The following is a 26,231-nucleotide window of genomic DNA, read 5'->3' as shown; positions in this document are numbered from 1 at the left end:
TCCGAGGACCCGTCATGAACGCAGCTACGACCAGAATTCCCGTTGAGCGCCGCTTCCCGCTGACGCTCAAGCAGTCCATTACCTCGATCCGCGAACTGTACGAAACCGGCAAGCAGCAGCGCTGGGCGCCGGAGACCGATATTCCCTGGGCCAGCCTGGACCTCGGCGCGCTCGATGCGCGGGTTCGCGACGCGGCCCGCCTGACCTGGAGCCGCCGCGCCTGGGTGGAATACGCGGGCCTGAGCGAAACGCCGGCACTCCTGGTGCGCCTGTGCCTGGAGAGCGGCCGCGAGTCCGACCCCAAGTACTTCCTCACCGTGCGCAACACCGAGGAAGCCTGGCAGATCGAGTGCTTCCACCGCTACGCCACGCTACTGGGCGGCTACCTGAACCGCCCGCCCAGTCCGCAGCAGGAAGCCATCTTCAACCAGTGCCGGCATCGGCAGGTGCTGGATGCCGCCTGCAACGCCGACGCCTTCTTCGCCACGCACGCCGCGGTGGAAGACGGCTTGGAGCTGGAACTGTTCCGGGCCTACCTGGAGAATGCCCGGGAACCGGTTGCGCGCCGCATCCTGGAACAGTGCGTCCAGGCGAAGGAGCGCCATGCCACCTTCGGCTGGCTCTATGTGGCCGAACGCGCGGCAGCCTGGTCAGACGCCGACCGCGCCGCCGTGGCCCAGGCCGTGTCGGGCTATCTGAACGATATCGAACTGCGTGGCTATCACTGCCCCTGGCTGGCGGAACCCGACGGCCCCGAAAGCCAAGCCAGCGCGCTGACGGCCGAGGCCGGCCTGGGCGCCGCGTCCGCCGACCGGGAGTACGAGGTCCTGTGGTCGTATCTGGAGACGGTGACGCGGCGCCTGGCCGAGTTCGGCGTCGAACTGCCGGGCATCGCGCTTTCCACGCGCCGTCCCAACTGAGCCGGCGCCGGGGCCTTGCCATGGACATGTCCGCGCAAATCATCCAACTGCTGGTCGCCGGAATCACCACCGGCAGCATCTACGCCATCGTGGCGGTGGGATTCAACGTCATCTTCAAGAGCACCGACGCCATCAACTTCGCCCAGGGCGAATGGGTCATGATGGGCGGCATGGTGGCGGCGGCCTGTTACGCGGTCGCCGAGCTGCCGCTCTGGCTGTCCTGTCTGGCAGCCGTGGCCCTGGTGGCCTTGGCGGGCGGCCTGTCCGAACGCCTGGTGATCCATCCGCTGAAAAAGCCCGCGCCCCTGCTGGTGACGCTGCTCAGCATCGGCCTGGCCATCTGTACCAAGAGCCTGGTGATGCTGGGGCTGGGCAAGACGCCGATGGGCTATCCCGCGTTCTCGGGCGACTCGCCGGTGCCGCTGGCCGGCGCGCAGATTCCGCCGCAGAGTTTCTGGGTGATGGGGGTGGCGCTGGTCTTCATGCTGGGCACGCATTTCTTCTTCGAACGCACCCTGCTGGGCAAGACCCTGCGCGCAACCGCCATCGACCGCGACGCCGCCGCGCTGGTCGGCATCAACGTGCGGCGCTCGGTGACGGTAGCCTTCGTGCTGGCGGCGCTGGCCGGCGGCATCGCGGGCGTGATCATCGCGCCGCTGACCTTCACCTCCTATGACCACGGCACCATGCTCGGCTTCAAGGGCTTCAGCGCGGCCATGCTGGGGGGGCTGGGCAGCCTGCAAGGCGCCTTGCTGGGCGGCGTGCTGCTGGGCGTGATCGAAGCGCTGGGCGGCGGCCTGATTTCCTCGCAGTACAAGGACGCGCTGTCTTTCATCGTGCTGCTTCTGGTGCTGTTCTACCGTCCCCAGGGCTTGCTGGGCAAAGCCGAAATCAACAAGGTCTGAAGGGGGTGACGATGAAATCCGAAATCCATCCGCCCGGGGACGGCGCGCGCCACGATCTGCGCATCCTGCTGGCGCTGTGGGGCCTGTTCCTGCTGTTTCCGCTGGTGGCGCCGAACAGCTATGCCGTGGGCCTGGCGGTGACGTTCAGCATCAACCTGATGCTGATCGCCAGCCTCAACCTGTTGATGGGCTACTGCGGACAAATCTCCATGTGCCAGGCCGGCTTCTTCGGCCTGGGCGCCTATGTCAGCGGCGCCTTGTCGGCCAAGTACGGCCTTCCCGCGCTCGCCTCCATCCCGGCCGCGCTGGCGATCGCAAGCACGGCGGCGCTGTTGATCGCCCTGCCCGTGCTGCGGCTGCGGGGGCACTACCTGGCAATGGCAACGCTGGGATTCAACGCCATCCTGTCCGTGCTGTTCGTCGAACTGGTGGACTTCACGGGCGGCCCCAACGGCCTGTCGGGGGTTGAGCCCATCACCATCGCGGGCTATGCCTTCGATACCGACCGGCGCTTCTTCTATCTGGCCTGGGCCGCGGGCCTCTTGCTGATGTGGGGCTTCCTCAACCTGACCCGCTCGCGCATCGGCCGCGCCATGATCAGCGTGGCCGGCAGCGAGGTCGGCGCGGCCAGCCTGGGCATCAACACCTATGCGCTCAAGGTGGTGGTATTCGTGCTCTGCGCCGCGGTCGCGGCCCTGGCGGGCACGTTTTATGTCCACTTCAACCAGTTCGCGTCGCCGGAAACCTTCAGTTTCTCCGCGTCGGTGCTGCTGCTGGTCATGGTCGCGGTCGGAGGCTGGGGCAAGTACTGGGGACCGCTGTTCGGCGCGCTGGTCTACACCGCGGTGCCGGAACTGCTGCGCGCCTTCCACGACGTGGAGCTGCTGCTGTTCGGGCTGGGCATGATCCTGGTCCTGATGTTCTTCCCGGGCGGGTTGGCAGGACTGGCGCAGCGGCTGTGCCGGCGCTCCGCAAGCCTGCCCGCAGCCCCGGTAGCGGCAACGAAGGGAAAGGTGCGCCATGGCTGATCACGATTTCCTGTCGGTGCGGGACCTGGGCATCAATTTCGGCGGGCTGGCCGCGCTTGCCGACCTGTCCTTCGACCTGAAACAAGGGCAGATCAAGGGCCTCATCGGCCCCAATGGCGCGGGCAAGAGCACCTTGTTCAACATCGTCGCGGGCCTGCTGCTGCCGGGGAGCGGCGACGTACGCTTTCGCGGCCGCTCGGTGCGGGGTCTGCCGCCGCACCAGCGCGTCAGGCTGGGCATCGCCCGCACCTTCCAGAACCTGCAGATCTTCAAGGACTTGACGGTGCTGGAGAACGTCATGGTGGGCTGCCATGCGCGCTTCGGCTCCGGCCTGTGGGCCTGCATGCTGCGCACGCCGCGCCAGCGCCGCGACGAACGGCAGATGCGCGACATCGCGATGCAGCGGCTGGAACAGCTGCATCTGGCCCGCCACGCCGATGTGCTGGCGGCGGACCTGAGCTTCGGCCAGGCCAAGATCCTGGAAATCGCCCGCGCCCTGGCCGCCGATCCCACCTTGCTGCTGCTGGACGAACCGGTCGCGGGCGTGCCGCATGCCGAAGTGGCGCAGGTGGCCCAGGTCATACGCGAAGTGAACGCCAGCGGGGTGACCGTGCTGCTGGTCGAGCACAACATGAGCTTCGTCATGCAGCTGTGCGACGACATCCTGGTCCTGAACTACGGCCGCAAGATCGCCGAAGGCCAGGCCGACGCGGTGCGCGTCGATCCCCTGGTCCTGAAGGCCTATCTCGGGGAGGACATGCCCGATGCTTGAAATCACCAACCTGTGCGCCTCGTATGGCGCCGGCGACGTCTTGCGGGAAACCAGCCTGGAGATTCCCGCCGGGCAGATAGGCTGCCTGCTCGGCGCCAACGGCGCCGGCAAGACCACCGTCATGCGCAGCCTGAGCGGCCTGCTGCGCCCCCTGCGCGGCAGTGTGCGCTTCGAAGGCGAAGCGATAGAGACGCTATCGGCGGACAGCATCGTCGACCGCGGCATCGTCCTGGTGCCCGAAGGCCGACGCGTGTTCGCGCCGCTGTCGGTCAGCGAAAACCTGGAAATGGGCGGCTACAAGCTGCTGAAGCAACGCCGTCAGTCGGAATTCCGCCGCAATCTGGACTTCGTCCTGGACCTGTTCCCGCGGCTGTCCGAACGCGCCCGCCAGGCTGCGGGAACGCTGTCCGGCGGCGAGCAGCAGATGGTCGCGATCGGCCGGGCCCTGATGAGCAGCCCGCGCCTGCTGATGCTGGACGAACCTTCCATGGGCCTGGCGCCCCTGGTCGTGAAGGACATCTTCCTGTCGCTGCGGCGGCTCAAGCAGGAAGGGCTGACGCTGTTCATCGCCGAACAGAACGCCAGGCTGACCTTGAGCGCCGCGGACTACGGCTACGTGCTGCAGGAAGGCCGGGTGGCGTATTCGGGCAGCGCCCAGGCGCTGCGCGACGATACACGGGTACAGGCTGCCTATCTGGGCGCCTGACAGGAGACAGGTGAAGCGATGACATGTTCTTCCCAGGAGCAGGCGATCGATCCGGAGCAGGAAGCGCAGTACAACCTGCGCGCCCGGCATCCCGAACGCGAGGAGATCTACTTTACCTATGCGCGCCGCAGCGCGGACACGCGCCGCCGGCGCGAGGCGCGCCTGGACCTGCGCTTCGGCGAACGGCCCTCGAGCGTGCTGGACCTGTTCGTTCCCGACGTGCCGGCGCCGCCGCTGCTGGTCTTCATCCACGGAGGCTATTGGCGCGCGCTGGACAAGCACGGCTTTTCATTCATCGCCGACGAGTACCTGGCGCGCGGCGTCGCGGTGGCGCTGCCCAACTACACGCTGGCGCCGCACGCAAGCGTCTCCGCGATCGTCGACGAAGCCTGTACCGCCGTCTCCTGGCTGACCGCGCAGGGCGAACGCCACGGCTACGACGCCAGCCGCATCGTGCTGTCCGGCCACTCCGCGGGCGGACACATGGCCGCCCGCGCGCTGTGCCGCGACCTGGTTCCCGCCCTGGCGGGCAGGATACGCGGCTATGTGGGCCTGAGCGGCCTGTTCGATCTTGAGCCGCTGCTGCGCACTTCCATCAACCGCGATCTCCACATGAGCGCGGCCGAAGCCCGCAGCCTTGGGCTGTACCAGCGCGCCGCGCTGTACGAAGTGCCCATGGTGTTCGCGGCTGGCGCCCTGGAAACCGAGGGCTTTCGCGGGCAAAGCCGGGACTTCTCGCAGCATTGCGCCAGCCATGGCTACGCGGTCGAAAACCTGGTGGTGCCGCAGCGCAACCATTTCGATCTGCTGACCGATTTCGCGGGCGGAAGCTATCCGCTGTTCAACAAGACGCTCGATCTGCTGCTGCCCGGCGCGGGCCGGGCCTGATCTTTCACGAGGAGTCCTTATGGCAGGCCAACCACTCAATCCCGCGGGCGTCTGCGCCCCGCTGGGCCCCTACAGCCAGGGCGTGCTGACCGAAGGCGCCGGACGCTGGCTGCACATTGCCGGCCAGGTGGGAGTATCGTCCCAAGGCGCGCTCGCCCTGGGCTTCGAAGCCCAGGCCCATGCCGCCTGGCGCAACATCCAGGCCATGCTGGAGGCCGCGGGAATGCATGCGGGCGATCTGGTCAAGGTCGTGACCTACATCACGGACGAGAGCCAGCTGCCGCTGCTCGGCCCCGTCAGGCTGGCCTATCTGGGCGAGGCCCGCCCCGCCGCGACGCTGGTCGTGGTGCGCGCCCTGGCCCGGCCCGAGTGGCTGATCGAAGTGGAAGCGTCGGCGTACAAGCCTGCCTGACCCGCGCGGCGGCATCGCCCGAAGGAGAACAAGCATGTTCGAGGACCTACGCAACAAGCGGGCCCTGGTGACCGGCGCCTTCGGCGGCCTGGGCGCGGAGTTCGCGCGCACCCTGTCCGCGGCGGGCGCGCACGTGGCCCTGGCCGGACGCAGGCTGCAGGCCGGCGAGCAACTGGCCGCGGAGCTGGCCGCCCCCGACCGGCGGGCATGCGCCATCGCGTTGGACGTGACCCAGCCCGACAGCGTCGCCAGCCTGTTCGATGCCGCATCCGAGCGCCTGGGCGGCACCATCGACATCCTGGTCAACAACGCCGGCGTCACGGCCACACGGCCGGCGCTGGAACACACCGAAGCCGATTGGATGGACGTGATCGACGTCAATCTCAACGGCACCTGGCGCGTGGCGCAGGCAGCCGGGCGCCACATGCAGGCGCACGGCGGCGGCAGCATCATCAACATCGCCTCCATCCTCGGGCTGCGGGTGGCCCAGCAGGTGCCCGCCTACGCAGCCTCCAAGGCCGCCCTGATCCAGCTGACGCAGGCCCTGGCGCTGGAATGGGCGCGCCACGGCATCCGCGTCAATGCGCTGGCGCCGGGCTACATCGAAACCGACCTGAACCGCGAATTCTTCGCCAGCGACGCGGGGCAGGCGCTGATCCGGCGCGTGCCGCAGCGCCGGCTCGGGCAGGCGCGGGAGCTGTCGGCTCCCCTGCTGCTGCTGGCTTCCGACGCCTCTTCCTTCATGACCGGGTCGGTCCTGGTGGCGGACGGCGGACATCTCATTTCCACGCTTTGACTCCGGGACGCAACATGGACTTCAGCCTCACGCCAGAAATCGAAAGCTATCGCCGGCGCATCAAGGACTTTGTCGAGACGCATATCCTGCCGGTGGAGGCGGACCCGTCCTCCTACGACGAACACGAGAACATCCGCGAGGAAGTCTTGCAGCCGCTGCGCCGCCGCGCGCGCGAAGCCGGGCTGTGGGCCCTGCAGATGCCGCGCGAACGCGGCGGCCAGGGCCTGTCGCGCGTCGGCATGGCGGCCTGCTACGAAGAGATGAACGTGTCGATCTTCGGGCCGGTGGTGTTCAACAGCGCGGCGCCCGACGACGGCAACATGATGGTGCTGGAAAAAGTCGCCACCGAGGCGCAGAAGGCGCGCTGGCTGCAGCCCATCGTGGACGGCAAGGTGCGCTCCTCGTTCGCCATGACCGAACCGCATCCGGGCAGCGGCTCCGACCCGTCCATGATGCGCACCACCGCCACCCTGCAGGACGGCAAGTGGCGGGTGCATGGCAAGAAGTGGTTCATCACCGGCGCGGGCGTGGCGCAACACTTCATCCTGATGGCCAAGACCTCGGACGATCCGCGCAAGGGCCTGACGGCCTTTCTCTTCGACGCGGACCAGCCCGGCTGGCGCATCGAACGGCGCATCCCCATCATGGGTCCGGAGGAACACGGCGGCCATTGCGAACTGGTGTTCGACGGGCTGGAGATCCCCGACGAGAACCGCCTGCTCGGCGTGGGCGACGGCCTGAAGGTCACGCAGATCCGGCTGGGGCCCGCGCGGCTGACGCATTGCATGCGCTGGCTGGGGCTGGCCCGCCGCTCCCTGGCGATCGCGCGCGACTACGTCGCAACCCGCCAGAGCTTCGGCACCGCGCTGGCCGAACGCGAAGGCGTGCAATGGATGCTGGGCGAATGCGCCATGGCGATCGAGATCGGCCGCCTGCTGACGATGCGCGCCGCGGTCGCCTTGGACCAGGGCAGCTACGCGCGCAAGGAGGTCTCGATGGCGAAGATCGTCGTCTCCGAAACGCTGCACAAGGCGGTCGACACCGCCATCCAGCTGACCGGCGCGCGCGGCTATTCGCGCGATACGGCGCTGGCCTGGATCTACCGCTACGCGCGCCAGGCACGGCTGGTCGACGGCGCCTCGGAAGTGCACAAGATGGTGCTGGCGCGGTTCCTGATGGACGAAGGCGACGACTTCTGGCATTGGCAGGCGCAGGACCCGGCCGGGGCGCAATCGTGACGGACGCGGCAGCGGACGTCCTCGACGGCCAGGACGCGCTGGCCGCCTATCTGGTGCGTGCGGGGTATGCGGGGCGGGCGGAGGAAGTGGCGTTGCGCCGCCTGGCCGGCGGCCAGTCGAATCCGACCTACGTCGTAACCACAGGCGGCGGCCAGTACGTGCTGCGCAAGCAGCCCGCGGGCAAGCTGCTGCCCTCGGCGCACGCCATCGACCGCGAGTTCCAGGTCATGCGGGCGCTGGCGCGCAGCGAGGTGCCCGTGCCGCGCATGCTGGACTATTGCGCCGACGGCAGCCTGCTCGGCACGCCGTTTTACCTGATGGACTACGTGCAGGGCCGCAGCTTCGTCGACCCGAGCCTGCCGGGGCTGGACCGGGCCGAACGGGGCGCCATCTACGCGGAAACCAGCCGCGTGCTCGCCGCCCTGCACGAGCTGGACTACGCGGCGCTGGGCCTCGAAAACTATGGCCGTCCCGGCAACTATTACGCCCGCCAGATCTCGCGCTGGACGCGGCAATACCGCGAAAGCCGGCCGGCGGCCGACCTGCCCGCCATGGAATCGCTGATCGACTGGTTGCCCCGCAACATTCCCGCCAGCGACGAGACCCGCCTGGTGCATGGCGATTTCCGGCTGGACAACCTGATCTTCCATCCCACCGAGCCCCGCGCGCTGGCCCTGCTGGACTGGGAGCTTTCCACCCTGGGACACCCGCTGGCGGACCTGGCCTATTACTGCATGTGCTGGCGCGTATCGCCGCAGCTATGGCGCGGCGTGGCCGGATCCGATCTCGGCGCGCTGGGCATCCCCACCGAAAGCGAGGCCGTGGCCGCGTATTGCCAGGCGCGCGGGCTGGCCGGCGTGTCCGACTGGGGCTTCTACCTGGGCTACAGTTTCTTCCGCATGGCCGCCATCCTGCAGGGCGTTGCCGCGCGCGCCTCGGGCGGCAACGCCGCGGCCGACGACGCCCAGAGCATGGGCGCCAAGGTGGAACCGCTGGCCGAGCTGGGGTGGGAGTGCGCGCGCAACGGCGGCGCGGCCTGAAGGGCCGGTTCAAAGGGCTGGCTTGAAGGACCAGCTTGAAGGACCGGGTCGAGGGGCCTGGTCAACGCGGCGGGCGCCAGCGGACTGGCGTCCGCCGCGCAACCGCTCTATAACCTGATAATCGCGTCGGCGCGGCAGCCGGACGCCCTACCTCCTCCGCTTCCATGACCCAGACCTGCTCCCTGGCGTTGCAACCCGCCACCGAAGACGACCTGCCCTTCCTGCTTACCCTGCGCAAGACCACCATGCAGGAACACCTGCAACGCGCGGGCGCGCCGCTGGATGACGACCACCACCTGGCCCGCATCCGTTACCGCTTCGAGGACGCCCGCATCGTCTGGCTGGACGGCCGGCCCGCCGGTCTGTTCAAGCACGGCCGCGACCCGGCCGGCTGGCGCATCGTGCAGATCCAGATCGACCCCGCCTTCCAGGGCCGCGGGCTGGGCCGCCGCCTGCTGGAAGGCGTGCTGGACGAAGCCGACGCCGAAGGCGTCCCCGTCACCCTGAGCGTGCTCAAGGGCAACCCTGCCCGGCGTCTCTACGAAGCGCTGGGCTTCATCCCCGTGGAGGAGACCGACCTGGAATATGAAATGCGTCACGAGCCCGGCGCGGTCCGGCCGGCCGGCTGACCCTTTGCAACTTCTTTCAGCCCGGCTGGAATAAAGCCGGGACCGGCAGCGTCTGTAGGGGGCAGTCTCCCAATTTCCCTATCTACGTACGAGGCACACCATGCGCAAACACATCGCCGCAGCCCTGGCCATCTCCGCCGCCGCCCTGTTTTCGGCCGGCGCCCAGGCCCAGGCCGTCAAGACCCAGGACGGCGTGCTGGTCAACAGCGCCGGCATGACGCTTTACACCTTCGACAAGGATGCCGGCGGCAAGAGCGCCTGCAATGACCAGTGCGCCAAGATCTGGCCGCCCGTCATGGCCAGCGCCGACGCCAAGCCCATGGGCGACCTGACCATCATCACCCGCGACGACGGCACCAAGCAGTGGGCCAGCAAGGGCAAGCCGCTGTACACGTTCTCCAAGGACGCCAAGGCGGGCGACAAGACGGGCGACAACTTCAAGGAAATCTGGCACGCCGCCAAGCCCTGATCCGGTGTCCGCCATCCAACGCAGCAATCCATGCGCGCCGAAGACGAAGCCCTGATCCTGGCCTGCATCCCCAGCCTGCGGCGTTACGCCCGCGGGCTGACGGGCGACCCCCATCGGGCCGACGACCTGGTCCAGGACACGCTGGAGCGCGCATGGAGCCGCTATTCGCGATGGCAGCGGCGCGGCGAGCTGCGCGCCTGGATGTTCGGCATCATGCATAACCATTTCATCGACGGCGTGCGCGCCAGCAGCCGGCGGCCCGAACAGACCGCCCCGGGCGAACTGCCCGACGCCCCGGTGCGCGCCACGCAGACCGACCACCTGGAGGTGCGCGACCTGGACCGCTGCCTGCAAGCCCTGCCCGCCGAACAGCGGGAAGTGCTGTTGCTGATATGCGTGGAAGACCTGTCCTATCAGGAAACCGCCCGGATACTGGACGTGCCGATGGGCACGGTCATGTCGCGCCTGTCGCGCGCGCGCGAGAAGCTGGGCGCGCAGATGCAGGCGCGCGACACCGTCAGCAGGCTCCATCGCGTGAAATGACATGAACGAGAAACGCCTCCATGCGGTGCCCGGCGCGGGCACCCCGATTACCGAAGCCGACCTGCATGCCTATGCGGACGGCCAGTTGCCGCCCACGCGCCATGCCGAGGTCGAGGCCTTCCTGGCCGCGCATCCGCAGGACCAGGCCCGCGTCGACGAATGGCGCGAGCAACGGCGCCTGCTGCACGCCATGCTGGACCCGGTGCTGGACGAACCTCTGCCGCTGCGCCTGCCCCTGGCGCGGCCCGCGAACCCCTGGCCCTGGCGCGCCCTGGCCGCCGGCGTGGCCATCGCCGCCGTCAGCGCCAGCGCCGCCTGGATCACCCGCGGCGCCATGGACGCCCGCCAACTGCAGGCGACGCTTGCGACTGCCGCGCCCGAACGCATCGCGGGCGGCTATGCCCAGCGCGCCGCCATCGCCCACGCGGTCTACGCGCCCGACATGGGCCGGCCCGTGGAAGTCGGCGCCGACAACGAAAAAGGCCTGGTCACCTGGCTGACCAAGCGCATGGGCGCGACCATGCGCCCGCCGTCGCTGTCGCAGGCCGGCTATGAGCTGGTGGGCGGCCGCCTGCTGCCCGGCGGCGCGGGACCTGTCGCGCTCTTCATGTACGGCGCGGCCGACGGCCAGCGCCTGACGCTGTACGTCACCCGCGAAGCCGCGGGCGGGCAGACCGCGTTCCAGTTCACCCAGGAAGGCCCGGTGCGGGTGTTCTACTGGGTCGAAGGACAGTTCGGCTACGCGCTGTCCGGCGCGGTCAGCCGCGACGAGCTGCTGCGCGTGTCGCAGGAGGTCTACCAGCAGTTGCAGGGCTAGTCCGGCGACGCCACGCCTTGCCCGCCAGCGTGCTCGCGCGCCTGGTGCAGCATGTGCAGCGTGATCTTGCGGACCTCGGCGCGGCTCATGCCGATGTGCGAACGCAGCATGCGCGCCGCCTCGTCGGCGCGGCGGGCCAGCACGGCCCGCAGGATGGCCGCGTGTTCGTCGTAGGTGGCGTCCACGCGGAAATCCTTGGTGAAGTCCAGCCGCCGCACGATGCGTATCTTCTCGGTCACGTCGCGATGGATCTGCGCCAGCTCCGGGTTCCCGGCCGCCGCCACCAGCGAACAATGAAAGGCCTCGTCCAGCTGCGCCACCAGCCGGCCGTCCAGGATCCGCTGCCGCGGCGGCGTCAGCCACACGTCTTTCAGCGCGCCCAGGATGCCGGCCTGGTCCATGTGCTCGCGCGCGCACAGCCGTTCCACGGCAGCCTGTTCCAGCACCACGCGCACGTCGTACAGCGCCTCGAAGCGTTCGAAGTCGAAGGGCCGCGCCTGCCAGCCGCTGCGCGGACGCGGCAGCACGTAACCTTCGCGCTCCAGCCGCGCCAGCCCCAACCGCACCGGCGTGCGGCTGACGCCCAGCCGCGCCGCCACCTCGGCCTCGGTGAAGCGCTCGCCCGGCAGCAGGCGGAAGTCGAACAAGTCGTCTTTCAGGCGCTGATAAACCTGATCGGCCAGCGAGCCGGCCAGGGCCGGCGCCTGGCGGATGGCCGGAGCGGCCTGTGCGGATTCCAGGCGCATGCTCAGGCCACGGGGCAGGTCGCGTCTTCGGCCAGCACGATGAGCGGATCGCCCGCGTTCACCGGTTTGCCGGGCATGCAGCGGATCGCAACCACCGTCCCCGAGGCCGGCGCGATGACGGACAGCTCCATCTTCATGGCCTCGACCACCACCAGCGTGTCCCCGGCCGATACGCTCTGGCCCACCTGCACCGGGATCTTCCAGATGTTGCCGCACATGTCGGCGCTGACCAGGCTTTCACCTTCGCGCAACGCCGCCTCGGCTTCGGGTTCGGGCGCAGCGGCCGCTTGCTCCACCGCCGCGTCCTCGCTTTTCCACAAGGCCACCTCGGCGTCGAAGGCGCTCTTCTGGCGCGTCTGGAACGCGGCAATGCTGTCGGCCTCTTCATCCAGGAAACGCTGGTGCGCGGCGAAATCGAACACCTCTTCCTCGATGCGGACCGTGGCCCGGCCTTCGCGGAAGTCCTCGCGCAGCACATCGAGTTCGGCTTCCGTCACCGGATAGAAGCGCACCTGATCGAAAAAGCGCAGCAGCCAGGGCTTGCCGTCCTGGAACACCGGATTCTTCAGGAACTTGTTCCAGATGGGCAAGGTGCGTCCGACCAGCTGATAGCCGCCGGGCGAATCCATGCCGTAGATGCACATGTAGACCCCGCCTATGCCTACCGTGCCTTCCGCCGTGTAGGTGCGCGCCGGGTTGTACTTGGAGGTCAGCAGGCGGTGGCGCGGATCTATCGGCACCGCGCAGGGCGCGCCCAGATACACGTCGCCCAGCCCCATGATCAGATAGCTGGCGTCGAACACGATGTCGCGGACCTGCTTGCGGCTGGCCAGGCCGTTGATGCGCTGGATGAAGTCCACATTGTTCGGCAGCCACGGCGCGCTGGCGCGCACGGTTTCCTGGTAGCGCTGCACCGCGCCCAGCGTGGCCGAGTCCTCGAATGCCATGGGCAGATGGACCACGCGCGTAGGCACCTTGAGCGTGGCCACGTCGGCCAGGCCCGCCTCGATCCGCAACAGCCGTTCTATCAGCGCGCCCTGCAGGATGACGCGGCTGTCGTAGCGGATCTGCAGCGAGCGCACGCCGGGGGACAGCTCCAGCACGCCGGCGATGGGATCGGCGTCGAGCGCACCCATCAGCAGATGGATGCGCATGCGCAGCGCCAGGTCCAGCACGTTGTCGCCGTATTCCAACAGCAGGTAGCCGTCGCCCGCCTGGCGGTACGAGACCGCGGGCCGCGCGCCCTGCGCCGGCAGCGCCGCCACGATGGGTTCCGCCACGGCGGCTGGCGCCGCGGCTTGCGCGGGCTGCGCGGGCGCCGCCAGTTCGGCCACGCAACGGTCCTGCGCCGCCTCCAGCGCCACCGCCTGCTGATAATCGATGCGCACGAAGCGGATCCGGTCGCCCGGCTTGACCTGCCCGACCTTCCACAGTTCCGCGCGGGCGATGGTGACGGGGCAGACGAAGCCACCCAGGCTGGGACCGTCGCGCGTCAGGATGACGGGGCTGTCGCCGGTGAAGTTGATGCTGCCGATGGCGTATTCGCAATCGTGGATGTTGGACGGATGCAGGCCGGCCTCGCCGCCGTCCTCGCGCGCCCAGGTGGGCTTGGGGCCGATCAGGCGCACGCCCAGCCGGTTGGAGTTGTAGTGCACTTCCCAGTCCGCGGCGAAGAAGGCTTCGATGGCTTCGGGCCGGAAGAAGTCCGGCGCGCCATGCGGGCCGTAGAGCACGCCGATTTCCCAGGTGTTGCCGTAGGCTGGAATCAGCGCGGCGGGCGCCGCCTGCGGCTCGGACACGGGCGCGGCGGCGTCATCGGCAAGCTCGGGCCGGATCAACGGCAGCATGTCGCCCACGCGCAGCGTGCGGCCCGCATGGCCGCCGAACTGGCCCAGCGCGAAGGTGGAACGGCTGCCCAGGTAGACCGGCACGTCCAGGCCGTGGCGCACCGCCAGGTAGCTGCGGCAGCCCGACAGCGCGCGACCGGTGGCCAGCACCTGGCCCGAACGCACCGCCACCGGCGTCCACATGGGCACGGGTTCTCCGTCCAGCGTGGCGGCGCAGGTCGCGCCCGTCAGCGCCACGACGGCATCGCCATGAAAGCGCAAGGTCGGGCCGACCAGCGTGGCCTCGATGCCCGCGGCGTCGGACGCGTTGCCGACGATGCGGTTGGCCATGCGGAAGGCATAGTCGTCCATCGGCCCCGAGGGCGGCACGCCGATGTCCCAGTAGCCCACCCGCCCCGGATAGTCCTGCACGCTGGTGTAGGTGCCGGCGGCCAGCACCTCGATCGCCGCGGGCCGGTAGGCGAAACTCTCCAGGAAGCGCGTAGACAGGTCGCCTGCGCGAAAACGCGCGTCATCCACGATCTGCCGCAGATAGTCCAGGTTGGTGGCAATGCCGTGCAGGCGTGTGCGGGCCAACGCGTGCGCCAGCTTGTCCAGCGCGGCCTCGCGCGTATCCGCATGCACGATCAGCTTGGCCAGCATGGGGTCGTAGAACGCCGGCACCTCGGTGCCGGTCGCAACCCAGCCGTCCACCCTCACCCCTTCCGGAAAGAACACCTCGGTCAGCACGCCCGGCGAAGGTTGGAACTGGCGCAACGGATCCTCGGCATACAGGCGCACCTCGATCGAAGCGCCTTGCGGCGCGCGCGACATCGCGGCGTAGTCCAGCGGTGCGCCCGCGGCCACGCGCAGCATGCACTCCACCAGATCCAGGCCGGTGACGGCTTCCGTCACGGGGTGCTCGACCTGCAGGCGGGTATTGACCTCCAGGAAATAAAAGCTGTCGCGCGCCGGGTCGTAGATGAATTCCACCGTGCCAGCCGAACGGTAGTTGACCGACTCGCCCAGCCGCACGGCGGCGGCGTGCAGCGCCTGGCGCGTGGCGGCGGGCAGCAGCGGCGCGGGCGTCTCTTCGATGACCTTCTGGTTGCGGCGCTGCACCGAGCAATCGCGCTCGCCCAAGGCCAGCACGCGGCCGGCGCCATCGCCGAAGATCTGCACCTCGACGTGGCGCGCGTTGTCGACGTAGCGCTCGATAAAGGCGCCGCCGTCGCTGAAGAAATGCTCGCCCATGCGCTGCACGCTATCGAAGGCCGCGGTCAGCTCGGCCTCGTTGTCGCAGCGCGAAAGTCCGATGCCGCCGCCGCCCGCCGTGCTCTTCAGCATTACCGGATAGCCGATGCGTTCGGCCTGCGACAGCGCGGCGCCCAGGCTGTCCAGCAGGCCGGTGCCGGGCGTCATCGGCACGCCGGCCTCGGCCGCCAGTTCGCGCGAACGGTGCTTCAGGCCGAACTCGCGGATCTGCAGGGGCGTGGGGCCGACGAACGCGATGCCGGCGTCCTCGCAGGCCTGCGCGAACTCGGCGCTTTCGGACAGGAAGCCGTAGCCGGGATAGATGGCCTGCGCGCCATGCTTGCGGGCGGCCGCCAGCAACAGGTCCATGCGCAGGTAGCTGTCGGCGGCCTTTTCGCCGCCCAGCGCCACGGCCACGTCGGCCGCGCGCACGTGCGCGGCATTGCGGTCCGGGTCGGAGTAAACGGCCACGCTGCGGATGCCCAGCCGCTTGAGGGTGCGGATGGCGCGGACGGCGATCTCGCCGCGGTTGGCAATCAGAACGGTATCGAACACAGTGCGACTCCCTGGTGTCTTGCGGGGGTTATCGAAAGCGGAGATCAAGCCAGGCTGGCCAGATAGGCGCGCCAGCCGCCAAACTCCGTGATGTCGCGCGCGCCCTCCAGCCCGCGCGGCTCGCAAATGAAGCCCTTGACCTGGCGGCCGTCCGCCAGCTCCAGCGTGCCGATGCCCAGCGGCGCGGGGATCTCGGCCACGAAGGCGCCGAAGGCAGCCAGCGGCACATCCCAGAGTTCGACCTCGATGGGCGCGCCGCTCGCGGACTTCACCAGGCCGGGCTTGGGCGGCGTGGTATTGGCCAGGGCATACAGGCGGTAGTCGTCCGAGGTGCGCGCCGCCTCGACGAACACGGCGCGGCGCGAGGTCAGTTGGTGGTTCAACGGCATGCCGCGCAAGTGCGCGCCCACCACCGACACCCGCACCGTGTCGCGCGCGGGCGGGGCCGCATGCCCGGCCGCGGGCAGCGGCGCGCCGGTGGCGCCCAGCGGCAGCGCCAGGCGCGCCTGCCACTGGCGTCCGAACTGCGCCAGCGCGTGGTCCTGCCAGGCCATGCCGATCAGCGTGATGCCTGCGGGCAGGCCGTCGCCGCGCATGCCCGCAGGCAGCGCCAGCGCCGACAGGTCGGCCAGGTTGGTGAAGTTGGTGTAGGTCCCCAGCCGCGAATTCAGCGTCACCGGATCGGCTTCGAGCTGGGCGATGGTGTAGATCGAAGGCGTAGTCGGCACGACCAGCGCATCAAAGCCCGCCAGCGCCTGATGGATGCTGCGCGTCAGCTCGGCGCGCCGGTACTCGGCCTTGAACGCGTCCAGCGCGCTGTAGTTGGCGGCCTGTTCGACGATGCCGCGCACCACCGGATGGATGGCGTCAGGGCTCTGCTTCCACAACGCTTCCACGGCGGCAAAGCGCTCGGCCACCCAAGGCCCTTGATACAGCAGCGCCGCCAGCTCGTTGAACGGCGTGAAGTCGATGGGTTCGACCGTTGCGCCGCCCGCCTTGAGGTCGCTCACGGCCTGGTCGAACGCCGCCGCTGCCTGCGCATCGCCAAAGAACTCCAGCTGCGCGGGAATCGCCAGCCTGGGTTGCGCCGGCCAGGGATGCCCGCTGCCCACAGGCTGGGCGCGCGAATAGGGATCGCGCGCATCCCAGCCTGCCGCAATGTCGGCCACCAGTTCGGCGTCGTCCACCGTCAACGCGAACACCGACACGCAGTCCTGCGTGCGGCAGGCCGGCACCACGCCTGCCGCGCTGAGCCTGCCCTTGGTGGGTTTGAGGCCGACGATGTTGTTGAAGCCTGCCGGCACGCGGCCCGAGCCCGCCGTGTCGGTGCCCAAGGAGAAAGCGGCCAGGCCGCGCGCCACCACGGATGCGGAGCCCGAACTGGAACCGCCGCTGACGTAGTCCGGATTGAACGTATTGGGCACCGCGCCCAGCGGCGAACGCGTACCCACCAGTCCGGTGGCGAACTGGTCCAGGTTGGTCTTGCCCACCAGGATGGCGCCGGCCGCGCGCAGGCGGCGGACCACGGTCGCATCTTCCTCGGGCGTATACGCGAACTCAGGGCAGGCCGCCGTGGTGGGCCAGCCGGCGGCGTCGATGTTGTCCTTGATGGCGAACGGCACGCCGTACAGCGGCAGCCGCGTCAGGTCGCCGTTGGCCGCTTCCAGCAGCCCCTGCAGGGCATCGAGCTGCCGCGCCAGCATGGCGCCGTCCACGCGCTTGATCCAGGCCGTGTCCGGCGGGCTGCCGCGTTCGGCCCAGGCCGCCAACAAGGTCTCGGGCGTGGCGCCCTCGTTGCGATAGGCGGCCTGCCACTGCGCGATCGTCCAGGCGACGGGGCCTTTGTGCGTTGCTACGGCGTTCATGCTGGAATCCTTTCTTGTATACAAGTACGGATTCCCAAGCAATCGGCGTGCCATGTTGGCCGCCGCTGCGCGCACGCCCCTGTTCCCTGCGGCAACGCGCCGCTTGCGGCCTGAAGCCATCACGGCGGCGCGGCACGCGCGCACCGCCAGCGGGCGGCGCCCGCACCCATGTTGTGCATACGGCACCAGATCGGCCCCAGCCCGCTCCCGCGCTGTTATCGCCGGCGTCCGTCTTGTTTTCCCCCCCTTCATATAGCGAACCGCGCGTAGGCGCGCAGCTGGCATGCCTTTTGCTTTTAGGTCTTCGTTGTCGTGTGTTTTCAGATCGTTCTCGCCGGCACGGCCGGCCCATTCCATTCAGGAGTCACCATGAAACGCAGACTAGCCCTTAAGCAACTGACCGCCGTGAGCCTGTTGGCCATGTCCGGATGGATGCCGCAGGTATACGCCGCCGAGGACACCATCAAGGTCGGCATCCTGCATTCGCTGTCGGGCACGATGGCGATCTCGGAAACGTCGCTCAAGGACGTGGCCCTGATGACCATCGACGAAATCAACGCCAATGGCGGTGTGATGGGCAAGAAGCTCGAAGCCGTGGTGGTGGACCCGGCGTCGAACTGGCCGCTGTTTGCCGAGAAGTCGCGCCAGCTGCTGTCCCAGGACAAGGTGGCGGTTGTCTTCGGCTGCTGGACCTCGGTGTCGCGCAAGTCCGTGCTGCCGGTGTTCAAGGAACTCAACGGCCTGCTCTTCTACCCCGTGCAATACGAGGGCGAGGAACTGGAGAAGAACGTGTTCTATACCGGCGCCGCGCCCAACCAGCAGGCCATACCCGCCGTCGAATACCTGATGAGCGAAGACGGCGGCGGCGCCAAGCGCTTCGTGCTGCTGGGCACCGACTATGTCTACCCGCGCACCACCAACAAGATCCTGCGCGCCTTCCTGCATTCCAAGGGCGTCAAGGACAGCGACATCGACGAGGTCTATACGCCCTTCGGCCATTCCGACTACCAGACCATCGTCGCCAACATCAAGAAGTTCGCCACCGGCGGCAAGACCGCCGTCATCTCCACCATCAACGGCGACTCCAACGTGCCCTTCTACAAGGAGCTGGGCAATGCCGGCCTGAAGGCCACCGACGTACCGGTGGTGGCATTCTCGGTGGGCGAAGAGGAACTGCGCGGCGTGGACGCCAAGCCGCTGGTGGGCCACCTGGCGGCGTGGAACTACTTCCAGTCGGTCAAGAACCCCGTCAACGACGCCTTCATCCAGAAATGGAAGGCCTATGCCAAGGCCAAGAACCTGCCCAACGCGAATACGGTGGTGACCAACGACCCGATGGAAGCCACCTACATCGGCATCCACATGTGGAAGCAGGCGGTGGAACAGGCCAAGACCACGGACGTGGACAAGGTGATCGCAGCCATGGGCGGCCAGAAATTCAACGCGCCCGACGGCTACACCATCGAAATGGACAAGACCAACCACCACCTGCACAAGCCGGTCTACATCGGCGAGATCAAGGCGGACGGCCAGTTCAGCGTGGTGTGGAAGAGCAAGGGTCCGATCCGCGCCCAGCCCTGGAGCCCGTACATCCCGGGCAACGAAGGCAAGCAAGGTCTCTAACGCACCGGGAACAAGCAGCCATGCGCATCGCGGCATTCGCACTCTACTTGCGTCGTTTCCTGCTGGCATGGCTGGTGTCCCTGCCGCTCGCGGCCGCCCCGGCGGCGGCAAGCGGCGTGGACCCAGCCCTGCTGGCGCCGCTGACCGGCGACGACACGGACGCCAAGCTCCAGGCGATTGCCGCGCTGGGCCAGTTGCCCGAACCCGAAGCGGCAGCGGTGCTGCAGGCGCTGGGCGAGGACCGGCTGTATGCCGCCAATGACGGCCGCGTGCTGATCGGCAACGGCGGCACGCGCGCCATCGATGCGGCGACGGGCGCCGCCGCCGAGCTGCCCGCGGACGCGGGCTCCATCGGCATCAACAACCGCCTGCGCCGCGCCATCGAGGCCGCGCTGGCGGGTTCGCGCCTGTATTCCGAGCAGCCCGCCGAGCGCCTGGCTGCGGCGCGCCGCCTGCAGCAGACCGGCGACCCGGCGCGCCTGCCCATGCTGGAAAAAGCATTGGCATCGGAAAGGAACGAAGCCGTGCGCGACGCGTTGCTGATCGCGCAGGCCAACCTGGAGTTGAAAAGCAGCGATCCCGCCAAGCGCCGCCATGCGGTCGAGGTGCTGGGCGCCACCCGCAACGCCGCGTTTCGTCCCACCCTGGCCGCGCTGGCCGAGGCGCGCGACGGCGTTTACGCCGAACCCGATGCCGGCGTGCGTGAAGCTGCCGGCCGCGCGCTCAAGCAGATCGACCGCCACCTGGCCACCATCGAATGGGCCGGCAATCTGTTCTACGGCATCAGCCTGGGCAGCGTGCTGCTGCTGGCGGCGCTGGGCCTGGCCATCACCTTCGGCCTGATGGGCGTCATCAACATGGCGCATGGCGAACTGCTGATGATAGGCGCCTACGTGACCTACGTCGTGCAGACGGCGTTCCGCGCCTGGCTGCCGGGCTGGCTGGACTGGTATGTGCTGGCGGCGCTGCCGCTGGCCTTTGCCGTGACTGCGCTGGTCGGCATGGCGCTGGAGCGCACCGTCATACGCTGGCTCTATGGCCGGCCGCTGGAAACGCTGCTGGCCACCTGGGGCATCAGCCTGATCCTGATGCAGGGCGTGCGCACGCTGTTCGGCGCGCAGAACGTGGAGGTGGGCAATCCCGGCTGGATGTCCGGCGGTGTCACGGTGCTGGGCGGACTGGTGCTGAGCTACAACCGCCTCGTCATCATCGGCTTCGCCTTCTTCGTGGTGTTCCTGGTCTGGGCGCTGCTGAACCATACCCGCCTGGGCCTGTTCGTGCGCGCCATCACGCAGAACCGCCGCATGGCCGACTGCGTGGGCGTGCCCACTGGCCGCGTCGATATGCTGGCCTTCGGCCTGGGCTCCGGCATCGCCGGGTTGGCCGGGGTGGCGCTGTCCCAGCTGGGCAATGTGGGGCCGGACCTGGGCCGCGGCTACATCGTCGATTCATTCATGGTGGTGGTGCTGGGCGGCGTGGGCCAGTTGGCCGGCACCGTCATCGCCGCGCTGGGCCTGGGCGGCGTCAACAAATTCCTGGAGCCTTACGCGGGAGCCGTCATGGCCAAGATCACCATCCTCGCGCTCATCGTGCTGTTCGTCCAAAAGCGGCCGCAAGGCCTGTTCGCCCCCCGCGGCCGGAGCGTCGAATGAAACAGAACGCGCTGACTGACCTGAATCTGCTGACCCGCCGCCCGCTGTACTCGGGCCGGGTCTGGGCGGCCCTGGCCGCGGCCGTGGCGCTGCTGGCGCTGCTGCCCTTGCTGAATCTCGCTTTCCCGCCCGGCCATGCGCTGCATGTGTCGGCCTATGCCGTGGCGCTGCTGGGCAAGTTCATGTGCTACGCCATGGCGGCGCTGGCGCTGGACCTGGTGTGGGGCTATGCCGGCATCCTGTCGCTGGGACATGGCCTGTTCTTCGCGCTGGGCGGCTATGCGCACGGCATGTACCTGATGCGCGCCATCGGCCGCGACGGCGTCTACCAGAGCGACCTGCCCGACTTCATGGTGTTCCTGGACTGGAAGAGCTACCCCTGGTACTGGTCCTTTACCGAGCACTTCTGGTACGCCATGCTGCTGGTCGTGCTGGCGCCTGGCGTGCTGGCCTTCGTGTTCGGCTACTTCGCCTTCCGCTCGCGCATCAAGGGCGTGTACTTTTCCATCATCACGCAGGCGCTGACCTTCGCCGCGATGCTGCTGTTCTTCCGCAACGACACCGGTTTTGGCGGCAACAACGGCTTCACCGACTTCAAGCGCATCCTGGGCTTCGACATTACCGCGCCCGGCACGCGCGCGGCGCTGTACTGGATCACGCTGGCCGCGCTGGCGGGCGCGCTGGTCCTGGCGCGCGCGGTCACGCAGAGCAAGCTGGGCCGCGTGCTCACCGCCGTGCGCGACGCCGAGAGCCGGCTGCGCTTCATCGGCTACGACCCGCTGGGCTTCAAGCTCTTCGTCTGGACCCTGTCCGCGGTGCTCTGCGGCATCGCCGGCGCGCTCTACGTGCCGCAGGTCGGCATCATCAACCCCAGCGAGATGTCCACCGAGACCTCGATTGAAATGGTGATCTGGGTCGCCACCGGCGGACGCGGCACGCTGGTCGGCCCCATCATCGGCGCGGGCGCCGTCAACGGCCTGAAGACCTGGTTCACCAGCGTGCTGCCGGAATTCTGGCTGTACGCGCTGGGCCTCATCTTCGTGCTGGTGACGCTGTTCCTGCCCACCGGCATCGTCGGCCTGGCGCGCCGCATCTCCGCCCGCATCCAGGGGAACAAGGAATGAGCAGCACGCACATCGAATCCGCCGCGCTCGACGGCGGCCCCAGCGGCGATGCCGGCTACGGCCGCGTCAGCCCCAAGGGCCTGGACACCAGCCACGGCGCCATCCTCTACCTGGAAGGCATCACCGTCAGCTTCGACGGCTTCAAGGCCTTGAACGACCTGACGCTGGACATAGGCGTGGGCGAGCTGCGCTGCATCATCGGCCCCAATGGCGCGGGCAAGACCACGATGATGGACGTCATCACCGGCAAGACCCGGCCCACGGCGGGAACCGCCTACTTCGGCCAGAGCATAGATCTCACCACCCTGAACGAAGCCCAGATCGCGCATGCCGGCATCGGCCGCAAGTTCCAGCGGCCCACGGTGTTCGAGCAGCACAGCGTGTTCGAAAACCTGGAGCTGGCGATGAAGACCGACAAGCGCGTGCGGCCCACGCTGTTCGCGCGGTTGAGCGGCGAACAGATCGACAAGATCGGCGAGACGCTGGACCTGATCCGGCTGCGGCCCGAGGCGGCGTTGCCCGCCGGGCTGCTGTCACACGGACAGAAACAGTGGCTGGAGATCGGCATGCTGCTGATGCAGGAGCCGCAACTGTTGCTGCTGGACGAGCCGGTGGCGGGCATGACCGACGCCGAGACCGAACGCACCGGCGAGCTGCTCAACGAACTGCGCGGACGCCATTCGCTGATGGTGGTGGAACACGACATGGACTTCGTCAACCAGATCGCGGGCGACGGCAAGGTCACGGTGCTGCACGAAGGCTCGGTGCTGGCCGAAGGACCGATGAGCAAGGTGCAGGCCGATCCGCGTGTCATCGAAGTCTATCTGGGGCGCTGAGATGCTGGACGTGAACGCGATCGACCAATACTACGGCGGCAGCCACACGCTGCGCGGCGTCTCGCTGTCCTTGCGCCAGGGCGAATGCCTGGCGCTCTTGGGGCGCAACGGCGTGGGCAAGACCACTCTGCTCAAATGCGTGATGGGCGTGCTGCCGGTGGCGCACGGCAACATTGCCTTCGACGGCGCGGACGTCACGCGCCTGGCGCCGCACCAGCGCGCCGCGCGCGGCATGGCCTATGTGCCGCAGGGCCGCGACATCTTCGCCCGGCTGACGGTGGAAGAGAACATCCTGATGGGCATGGCGACCAAGCCGGCGGCGCGCGCCCGCCGCATCAAGGAAGAGGTGTACGAACTGTTCCCGGTGCTGCGGACCATGCTGTCGCGCCGCGGCGGCGACCTGTCCGGCGGACAGCAGCAACAGCTGGCCATCGCCCGCGCCCTGGTTGCCGAGCCCAAGCTCATCATCCTGGACGAGCCCACCGAAGGCATACAGCCGTCCATCATCAAGGACATCGCCCGCGTCATCCACATGCTGCGCCAGCGCGGCGACATCGCCATCCTGCTGTGCGAGCAGTACTTCGACTTCGCGCGCGAACTGGCGGACCATTTCGTGGTGCTGTCGCGTGGCGTCGTGGTGGCGCGTGGAGACCGCGCCGCCATCGACGGCGAGGACGTGCGGCGACATCTGTCGGTCTAGGACGGATACGAAATCGCATTTTTCACCGAGGGGCTCTGGACGGCGGCCCCAACTGCTCCGATATAATCGGGCGCCATGTGCTCCGCTGCCTACCTGCCCCGCCCCGCCGTGTGGATCGCGCTCGTCGCGATCCTGTGGGCGTCGTTGGCGCCGTCGCTGGCGAATGCGCTGAGCCTGTCTCCGGCCAGCCACAACGCCCATCGCATCAGCGTCGACTTCTGCACCAGCGAAGGCGCGGGGCAAGCCTCCCTGACCCTGGAGGTGCCGGGCGGCAACGATAACGGCACCCAGGCGGACAGTCACGGCGACAGCCATCACTGCCCGCTGTGCCGCAACCCCAATGCCGACGTGGGCATACTGCCCACGCCTGTTCCCGTCGTGCCTGCTCCTCTCGGGCGCGCCATCACCTATCCGCCGCTGTTCTTCCTTGCGGCGCATCCTCTTCATGCCTGGAGCGCGGCCCAGCCGCGCGCACCGCCAGCGGTCTGAGCCTGCGCGCCCCGTCGCCTGATGGCGATCGCTGCGCGCCGGTACGCCGTCACCCCATCGCCACGTTGCGTCCGCGTCTCCCGCGCGTGCGCACGCGTGCCGCCATTCAGGCTCATGCGCTCCGGCCAGTCCCGTCCGTTCCAGGCGGGGACTTCCTGGCGCGCGGGCCGGACCACCGGTTCCAGACATGAAGAAAACCACGACCTACACCCTGCTGCTGGGCGCGCTCGCCAGCGGCTCCGCCCAGGCCCTGACCACGGAACCCGCCGTGCCCACCCTGGCGCCCACCACCGTGCACGGCGCCGCCGCCGAAGAGCCCGCGCCCAACGGCCCCATCGACCTGAACGTACGCGACAGCACCGGCAGCCGCCTGGGCCTGACCCTGCGTGAAACGCCGGCCAGCGTCACCGTGATTTCGCGCGAACAGATCGAGGCGCGCGGATCCTTGAACACGCAGGAGATCGCCCGTGGCATCCCTGGCGTGGACAATGCCTCGCCGCCCGGCAACGCGGGCGCGGTCAGCTACCGCGGCTTCGCTGGCGGCCAGGTCTCGCAGCTGTTCAACGGCATTTCCGTGCAGTACGACTCCATCGCCGCGCGGCCGGTGGACAGCTGGATCTACGACCGGGTCGAAGCCATCGGCGGCCCCTCTACCTTCCTGTTCGGCGCGGGCGCGGTGGGCGGCGCCATCAACTACGTCACCAAGCTGCCCGAGCGCGACACCTTCTACGACGGCCAGCTGCGGGTGGGATCGTTCGACAGCCGCCAACTGTCGGTGGGGCTGAACCAACAACTGGCGGGCGAACCCGGCGGCCGCGGCCACTATCTGCGCATCGACGCCAACACCGGTTCCAGCCACGGCTGGGTCGATGGCAACCATTCCCGCGCCAGCCAGGTCGCCGCCTCGCTGCTGTCCGACCTGGGCGCGGACGTGACCCAGACCTTCGCCTTCGAGTACCAGCGCGAACAGGTCGACCGCCCCTACTGGGGCACGCCGCTGAAAACCGACGCCAACGGCGTGGTGCAGGGCACGGGCCGCATCCTCGATGGCACGCGCTTCAAGAACTACAACGTCAACGACGGCCTGTACGAGCAGTCGGTGCTGTGGGCGCGGTCGCTGACCGAATGGCGCGCCGGCTCCAATCTGACCTTCAAGAACACGCTCTACTACTACCGCGCCGAACGCGATTACCGCAACCTGGAAAACTACCGGCTGAACGCCGGCAACAGCCTGGTGCTGCGGTCCGGGGCGCTGTTGCAGCGCCACGAACAAAGCCTGATCGGCAACCGCGTGGAAGGCCTGTACCGCTCCACCCTGGCCGGCCTGCCCAGCGACTGGTCCTTCGGCGTGGACGTCAGCCAGAACAAGATCACGCGCTATCCCACCAGCCTGCCCGGCCAGGTCGACGCGGTCGATCCCTACGACTTTTCGCCCGGCGATTTCTACGACATCCCCGGCATGAAGCGCGGCCACGTCGCCGACCGCGACAACCGCATCCGCACGCTGGCGCTGACCATGGAAAACCGCACCACGGTGCTGCCGGGCGTGGCCATCGTATCGGCATTGCGCAAGGACTTCATCGACCTGGACCTGACCAATCGCCGCGCCGTCACCGCGGCCTCGCCCGCCAGCGCGCAGCGCAGCTACTCGCCGCTGACCGGGCGGCTGGGCGTGAACTGGGAGCTGAGCCCGGAGGCCTCGCTGTATGCGCAGTACGCCACCGCGGCCGATCCCCCCTCGGGCATCCTGGCCACCGCCTCGTTCGCCGACGTGCTGAACAATGACAAGCTCACCACCGGCAGGCAGGCGGAAGTCGGCGGCAAGTTCAACTTCTGGGACGGCCGCGGTTCGGCCACGGTGGCGCTCTACGAGATCAAGCGCAAGAACATGGCGACCTCGGACCCGAACAACCCCGGCGTGAGCGTGCCCGTGGGCGCGCAATCGGCGCGCGGCATCGAACTGGCCGGCGGCCTGCAGCTGACGTCCCAGCTGTCCTTGCAGGGCAACGTCGCCTTCGTCGATCCCAAGTACGACGATTTCTCGCAATCCGTGGGCGGCGTGGCGGTCTCGCGCAACGGCAACGTGCCCACCAATACGCCGCGCCGCCTGGCCAACGTCTGGCTGGACTATGCCTTCCTGCCCGACTGGACCGCCAGCATGGCCGCGCGCTACGTGGGCCGCATGTACGCCGACGCCGCCAACAGCGTCTGGACGCCGTCCTACACCGTGTTCGACGCGGCGCTGTCGCACCGCATCAACCGCAACCTCAGCGTAACGGCCCGCGTGCGCAACCTGACCGACAAGGTCTACGCCGCGAACGCGACGCCGACCATGTACTACCTGGGCGCGCCCCGCTCGTTCGAGCTCACCTTGCAGGCCCGCTTCTGAGCGGCTTGC

24 protein-coding genes are annotated in these 26,231 nt (G+C 68.5%); 21 read left to right on the top strand and 3 right to left on the bottom strand.

Annotated elements, in window-relative coordinates; genetic code table 11:
* Positions 1-14: 14 nt before the first annotated feature.
* From IAG39_RS06315 to IAG39_RS06250, 14 genes are all read left to right on the top strand, one after another.
* Positions 15-920: a hypothetical protein gene (locus IAG39_RS06315; protein WP_059377861.1), complete on the top strand. Its 906-nt coding sequence runs from the start codon at positions 15-17 to the stop codon at positions 918-920.
* Between the two features lie 26 nt (positions 921-946).
* Complete coding sequence (locus IAG39_RS06310) at positions 947-1,825, top strand: branched-chain amino acid ABC transporter permease (protein ID WP_223283499.1); 879 nt, start codon at positions 947-949, stop codon at positions 1,823-1,825.
* Positions 1,826-1,836: 11 nt separating this feature from the next.
* Entirely contained in the window at positions 1,837-2,853 is a 1,017-nt protein-coding gene (locus IAG39_RS06305) for a branched-chain amino acid ABC transporter permease (protein ID WP_118933786.1), read from the top strand.
* The gene (locus IAG39_RS06300) at positions 2,846-3,625 is read left to right on the top strand and encodes an ABC transporter ATP-binding protein (RefSeq protein ID WP_059377849.1); all 780 of its coding nucleotides are present in this window, start codon (positions 2,846-2,848) and stop codon (positions 3,623-3,625) included. Before IAG39_RS06305 ends, IAG39_RS06300 begins: the two co-directional genes overlap by 8 nt.
* Positions 3,618-4,331, top strand: a complete 714-nt coding sequence (locus IAG39_RS06295) for an ABC transporter ATP-binding protein (RefSeq protein ID WP_118933787.1) — start codon at positions 3,618-3,620, stop codon at positions 4,329-4,331. The genes IAG39_RS06300 and IAG39_RS06295 overlap by 8 nt, the downstream gene beginning before the upstream one ends.
* Positions 4,332-4,349: 18 nt before the next feature.
* Entirely contained in the window at positions 4,350-5,219 is an 870-nt protein-coding gene (locus IAG39_RS06290; protein ID WP_059377845.1) for an alpha/beta hydrolase, read from the top strand.
* A 19-nt stretch (positions 5,220-5,238) separates the two neighbouring features.
* A complete protein-coding gene (locus IAG39_RS06285) occupies positions 5,239-5,631 on the top strand; it encodes a RidA family protein (protein ID WP_118933788.1) in 393 nt (130 codons plus the stop codon).
* A gap of 34 nt (positions 5,632-5,665) precedes the next feature.
* Positions 5,666-6,427 (top strand): SDR family NAD(P)-dependent oxidoreductase, encoded by a 762-nt coding sequence (locus IAG39_RS06280; RefSeq protein WP_118933789.1) that lies wholly within the window; start codon positions 5,666-5,668, stop codon positions 6,425-6,427.
* Between the two features lie 14 nt (positions 6,428-6,441).
* Entirely contained in the window at positions 6,442-7,665 is a 1,224-nt protein-coding gene (locus tag IAG39_RS06275) for an acyl-CoA dehydrogenase family protein (protein ID WP_118933790.1), read from the top strand.
* Entirely contained in the window at positions 7,662-8,705 is a 1,044-nt protein-coding gene (locus IAG39_RS06270) for a phosphotransferase (RefSeq protein WP_118933791.1), read from the top strand. The genes IAG39_RS06275 and IAG39_RS06270 overlap by 4 nt, the downstream gene beginning before the upstream one ends.
* Positions 8,706-8,869: 164 nt before the next feature.
* Entirely contained in the window at positions 8,870-9,334 is a 465-nt protein-coding gene (locus IAG39_RS06265) for a GNAT family N-acetyltransferase (protein ID WP_054451612.1), read from the top strand.
* Between the two features lie 100 nt (positions 9,335-9,434).
* On the top strand, positions 9,435-9,803 hold the full coding sequence (locus IAG39_RS06260) for a hypothetical protein (RefSeq protein WP_059377825.1): 369 nt from the start codon (positions 9,435-9,437) through the stop codon (positions 9,801-9,803).
* Between the two features lie 30 nt (positions 9,804-9,833).
* Positions 9,834-10,346, top strand: a complete 513-nt coding sequence (locus IAG39_RS06255; protein ID WP_118933792.1) for an RNA polymerase sigma factor — start codon at positions 9,834-9,836, stop codon at positions 10,344-10,346.
* Position 10,347: 1 nt separating this feature from the next.
* Positions 10,348-11,163, top strand: coding sequence for an anti-sigma factor family protein (locus IAG39_RS06250; protein WP_059377819.1), 816 nt, complete (start codon positions 10,348-10,350; stop codon positions 11,161-11,163).
* Here IAG39_RS06250 and IAG39_RS06245 read toward each other — a convergent pair.
* Genes IAG39_RS06245 through atzF form a run of 3 tightly spaced genes read right to left on the bottom strand, consistent with a single transcriptional unit; the run spans position 11,160 to position 17,409 of the window.
* Positions 11,160-11,909 (bottom strand): GntR family transcriptional regulator, encoded by a 750-nt coding sequence (locus tag IAG39_RS06245; RefSeq protein ID WP_118933793.1) that lies wholly within the window; start codon positions 11,907-11,909, stop codon positions 11,160-11,162. The two genes, IAG39_RS06250 and IAG39_RS06245, sit on opposite strands and share 4 nt — an antisense overlap.
* A 2-nt stretch (positions 11,910-11,911) precedes the next feature.
* Positions 11,912-15,544, bottom strand: a complete 3,633-nt coding sequence (uca, locus tag IAG39_RS06240; RefSeq protein ID WP_187524052.1) for an urea carboxylase — start codon at positions 15,542-15,544, stop codon at positions 11,912-11,914.
* Between the two features lie 44 nt (positions 15,545-15,588).
* Entirely contained in the window at positions 15,589-17,409 is a 1,821-nt protein-coding gene (gene atzF / locus IAG39_RS06235; protein ID WP_187774084.1) for an allophanate hydrolase, read from the bottom strand.
* A 369-nt stretch (positions 17,410-17,778) separates the two neighbouring features.
* Here atzF and urtA point away from each other — a divergent pair, with 369 nt between their 5' ends.
* The 7 genes from urtA to IAG39_RS06200 all read left to right on the top strand — a co-directional run bounded on the left by urtA (position 17,779) and on the right by IAG39_RS06200 (position 26,222).
* Positions 17,779-19,032 carry an urea ABC transporter substrate-binding protein gene (gene urtA, locus IAG39_RS06230; protein WP_059377801.1) on the top strand — a complete coding sequence of 418 codons (1,254 nt, stop codon included), beginning with the start codon at positions 17,779-17,781 and terminating at the stop codon, positions 19,030-19,032.
* A gap of 20 nt (positions 19,033-19,052) precedes the next feature.
* Positions 19,053-20,684: an urea ABC transporter permease subunit UrtB gene (gene urtB, locus IAG39_RS06225; protein WP_118935111.1), complete on the top strand. Its 1,632-nt coding sequence runs from the start codon at positions 19,053-19,055 to the stop codon at positions 20,682-20,684.
* Entirely contained in the window at positions 20,681-21,808 is a 1,128-nt protein-coding gene (gene urtC / locus IAG39_RS06220) for an urea ABC transporter permease subunit UrtC (protein ID WP_118935109.1), read from the top strand. The genes urtB and urtC overlap by 4 nt, the downstream gene beginning before the upstream one ends.
* Positions 21,805-22,644, top strand: coding sequence for an urea ABC transporter ATP-binding protein UrtD (gene urtD / locus IAG39_RS06215; protein ID WP_059377787.1), 840 nt, complete (start codon positions 21,805-21,807; stop codon positions 22,642-22,644). Before urtC ends, urtD begins: the two co-directional genes overlap by 4 nt.
* Position 22,645: 1 nt before the next feature.
* Entirely contained in the window at positions 22,646-23,344 is a 699-nt protein-coding gene (urtE, locus tag IAG39_RS06210) for an urea ABC transporter ATP-binding subunit UrtE (protein WP_059377784.1), read from the top strand.
* 75 nt (positions 23,345-23,419) lie between these two features.
* Positions 23,420-23,833 carry a DUF2946 domain-containing protein gene (locus tag IAG39_RS06205; RefSeq protein ID WP_118935107.1) on the top strand — a complete coding sequence of 138 codons (414 nt, stop codon included), beginning with the start codon at positions 23,420-23,422 and terminating at the stop codon, positions 23,831-23,833.
* Between the two features lie 187 nt (positions 23,834-24,020).
* Positions 24,021-26,222: a TonB-dependent receptor gene (locus IAG39_RS06200; protein ID WP_059377781.1), complete on the top strand. Its 2,202-nt coding sequence runs from the start codon at positions 24,021-24,023 to the stop codon at positions 26,220-26,222.
* Positions 26,223-26,231: the final 9 nt, after the last annotated feature.

Source organism: Achromobacter xylosoxidans, assembly GCF_014490035.1.
Lineage (GTDB): Bacteria > Pseudomonadota > Gammaproteobacteria > Burkholderiales > Burkholderiaceae_B > Achromobacter > Achromobacter bronchisepticus_A.
This window is presented reverse-complemented; position numbering and strand designations above follow the sequence as displayed.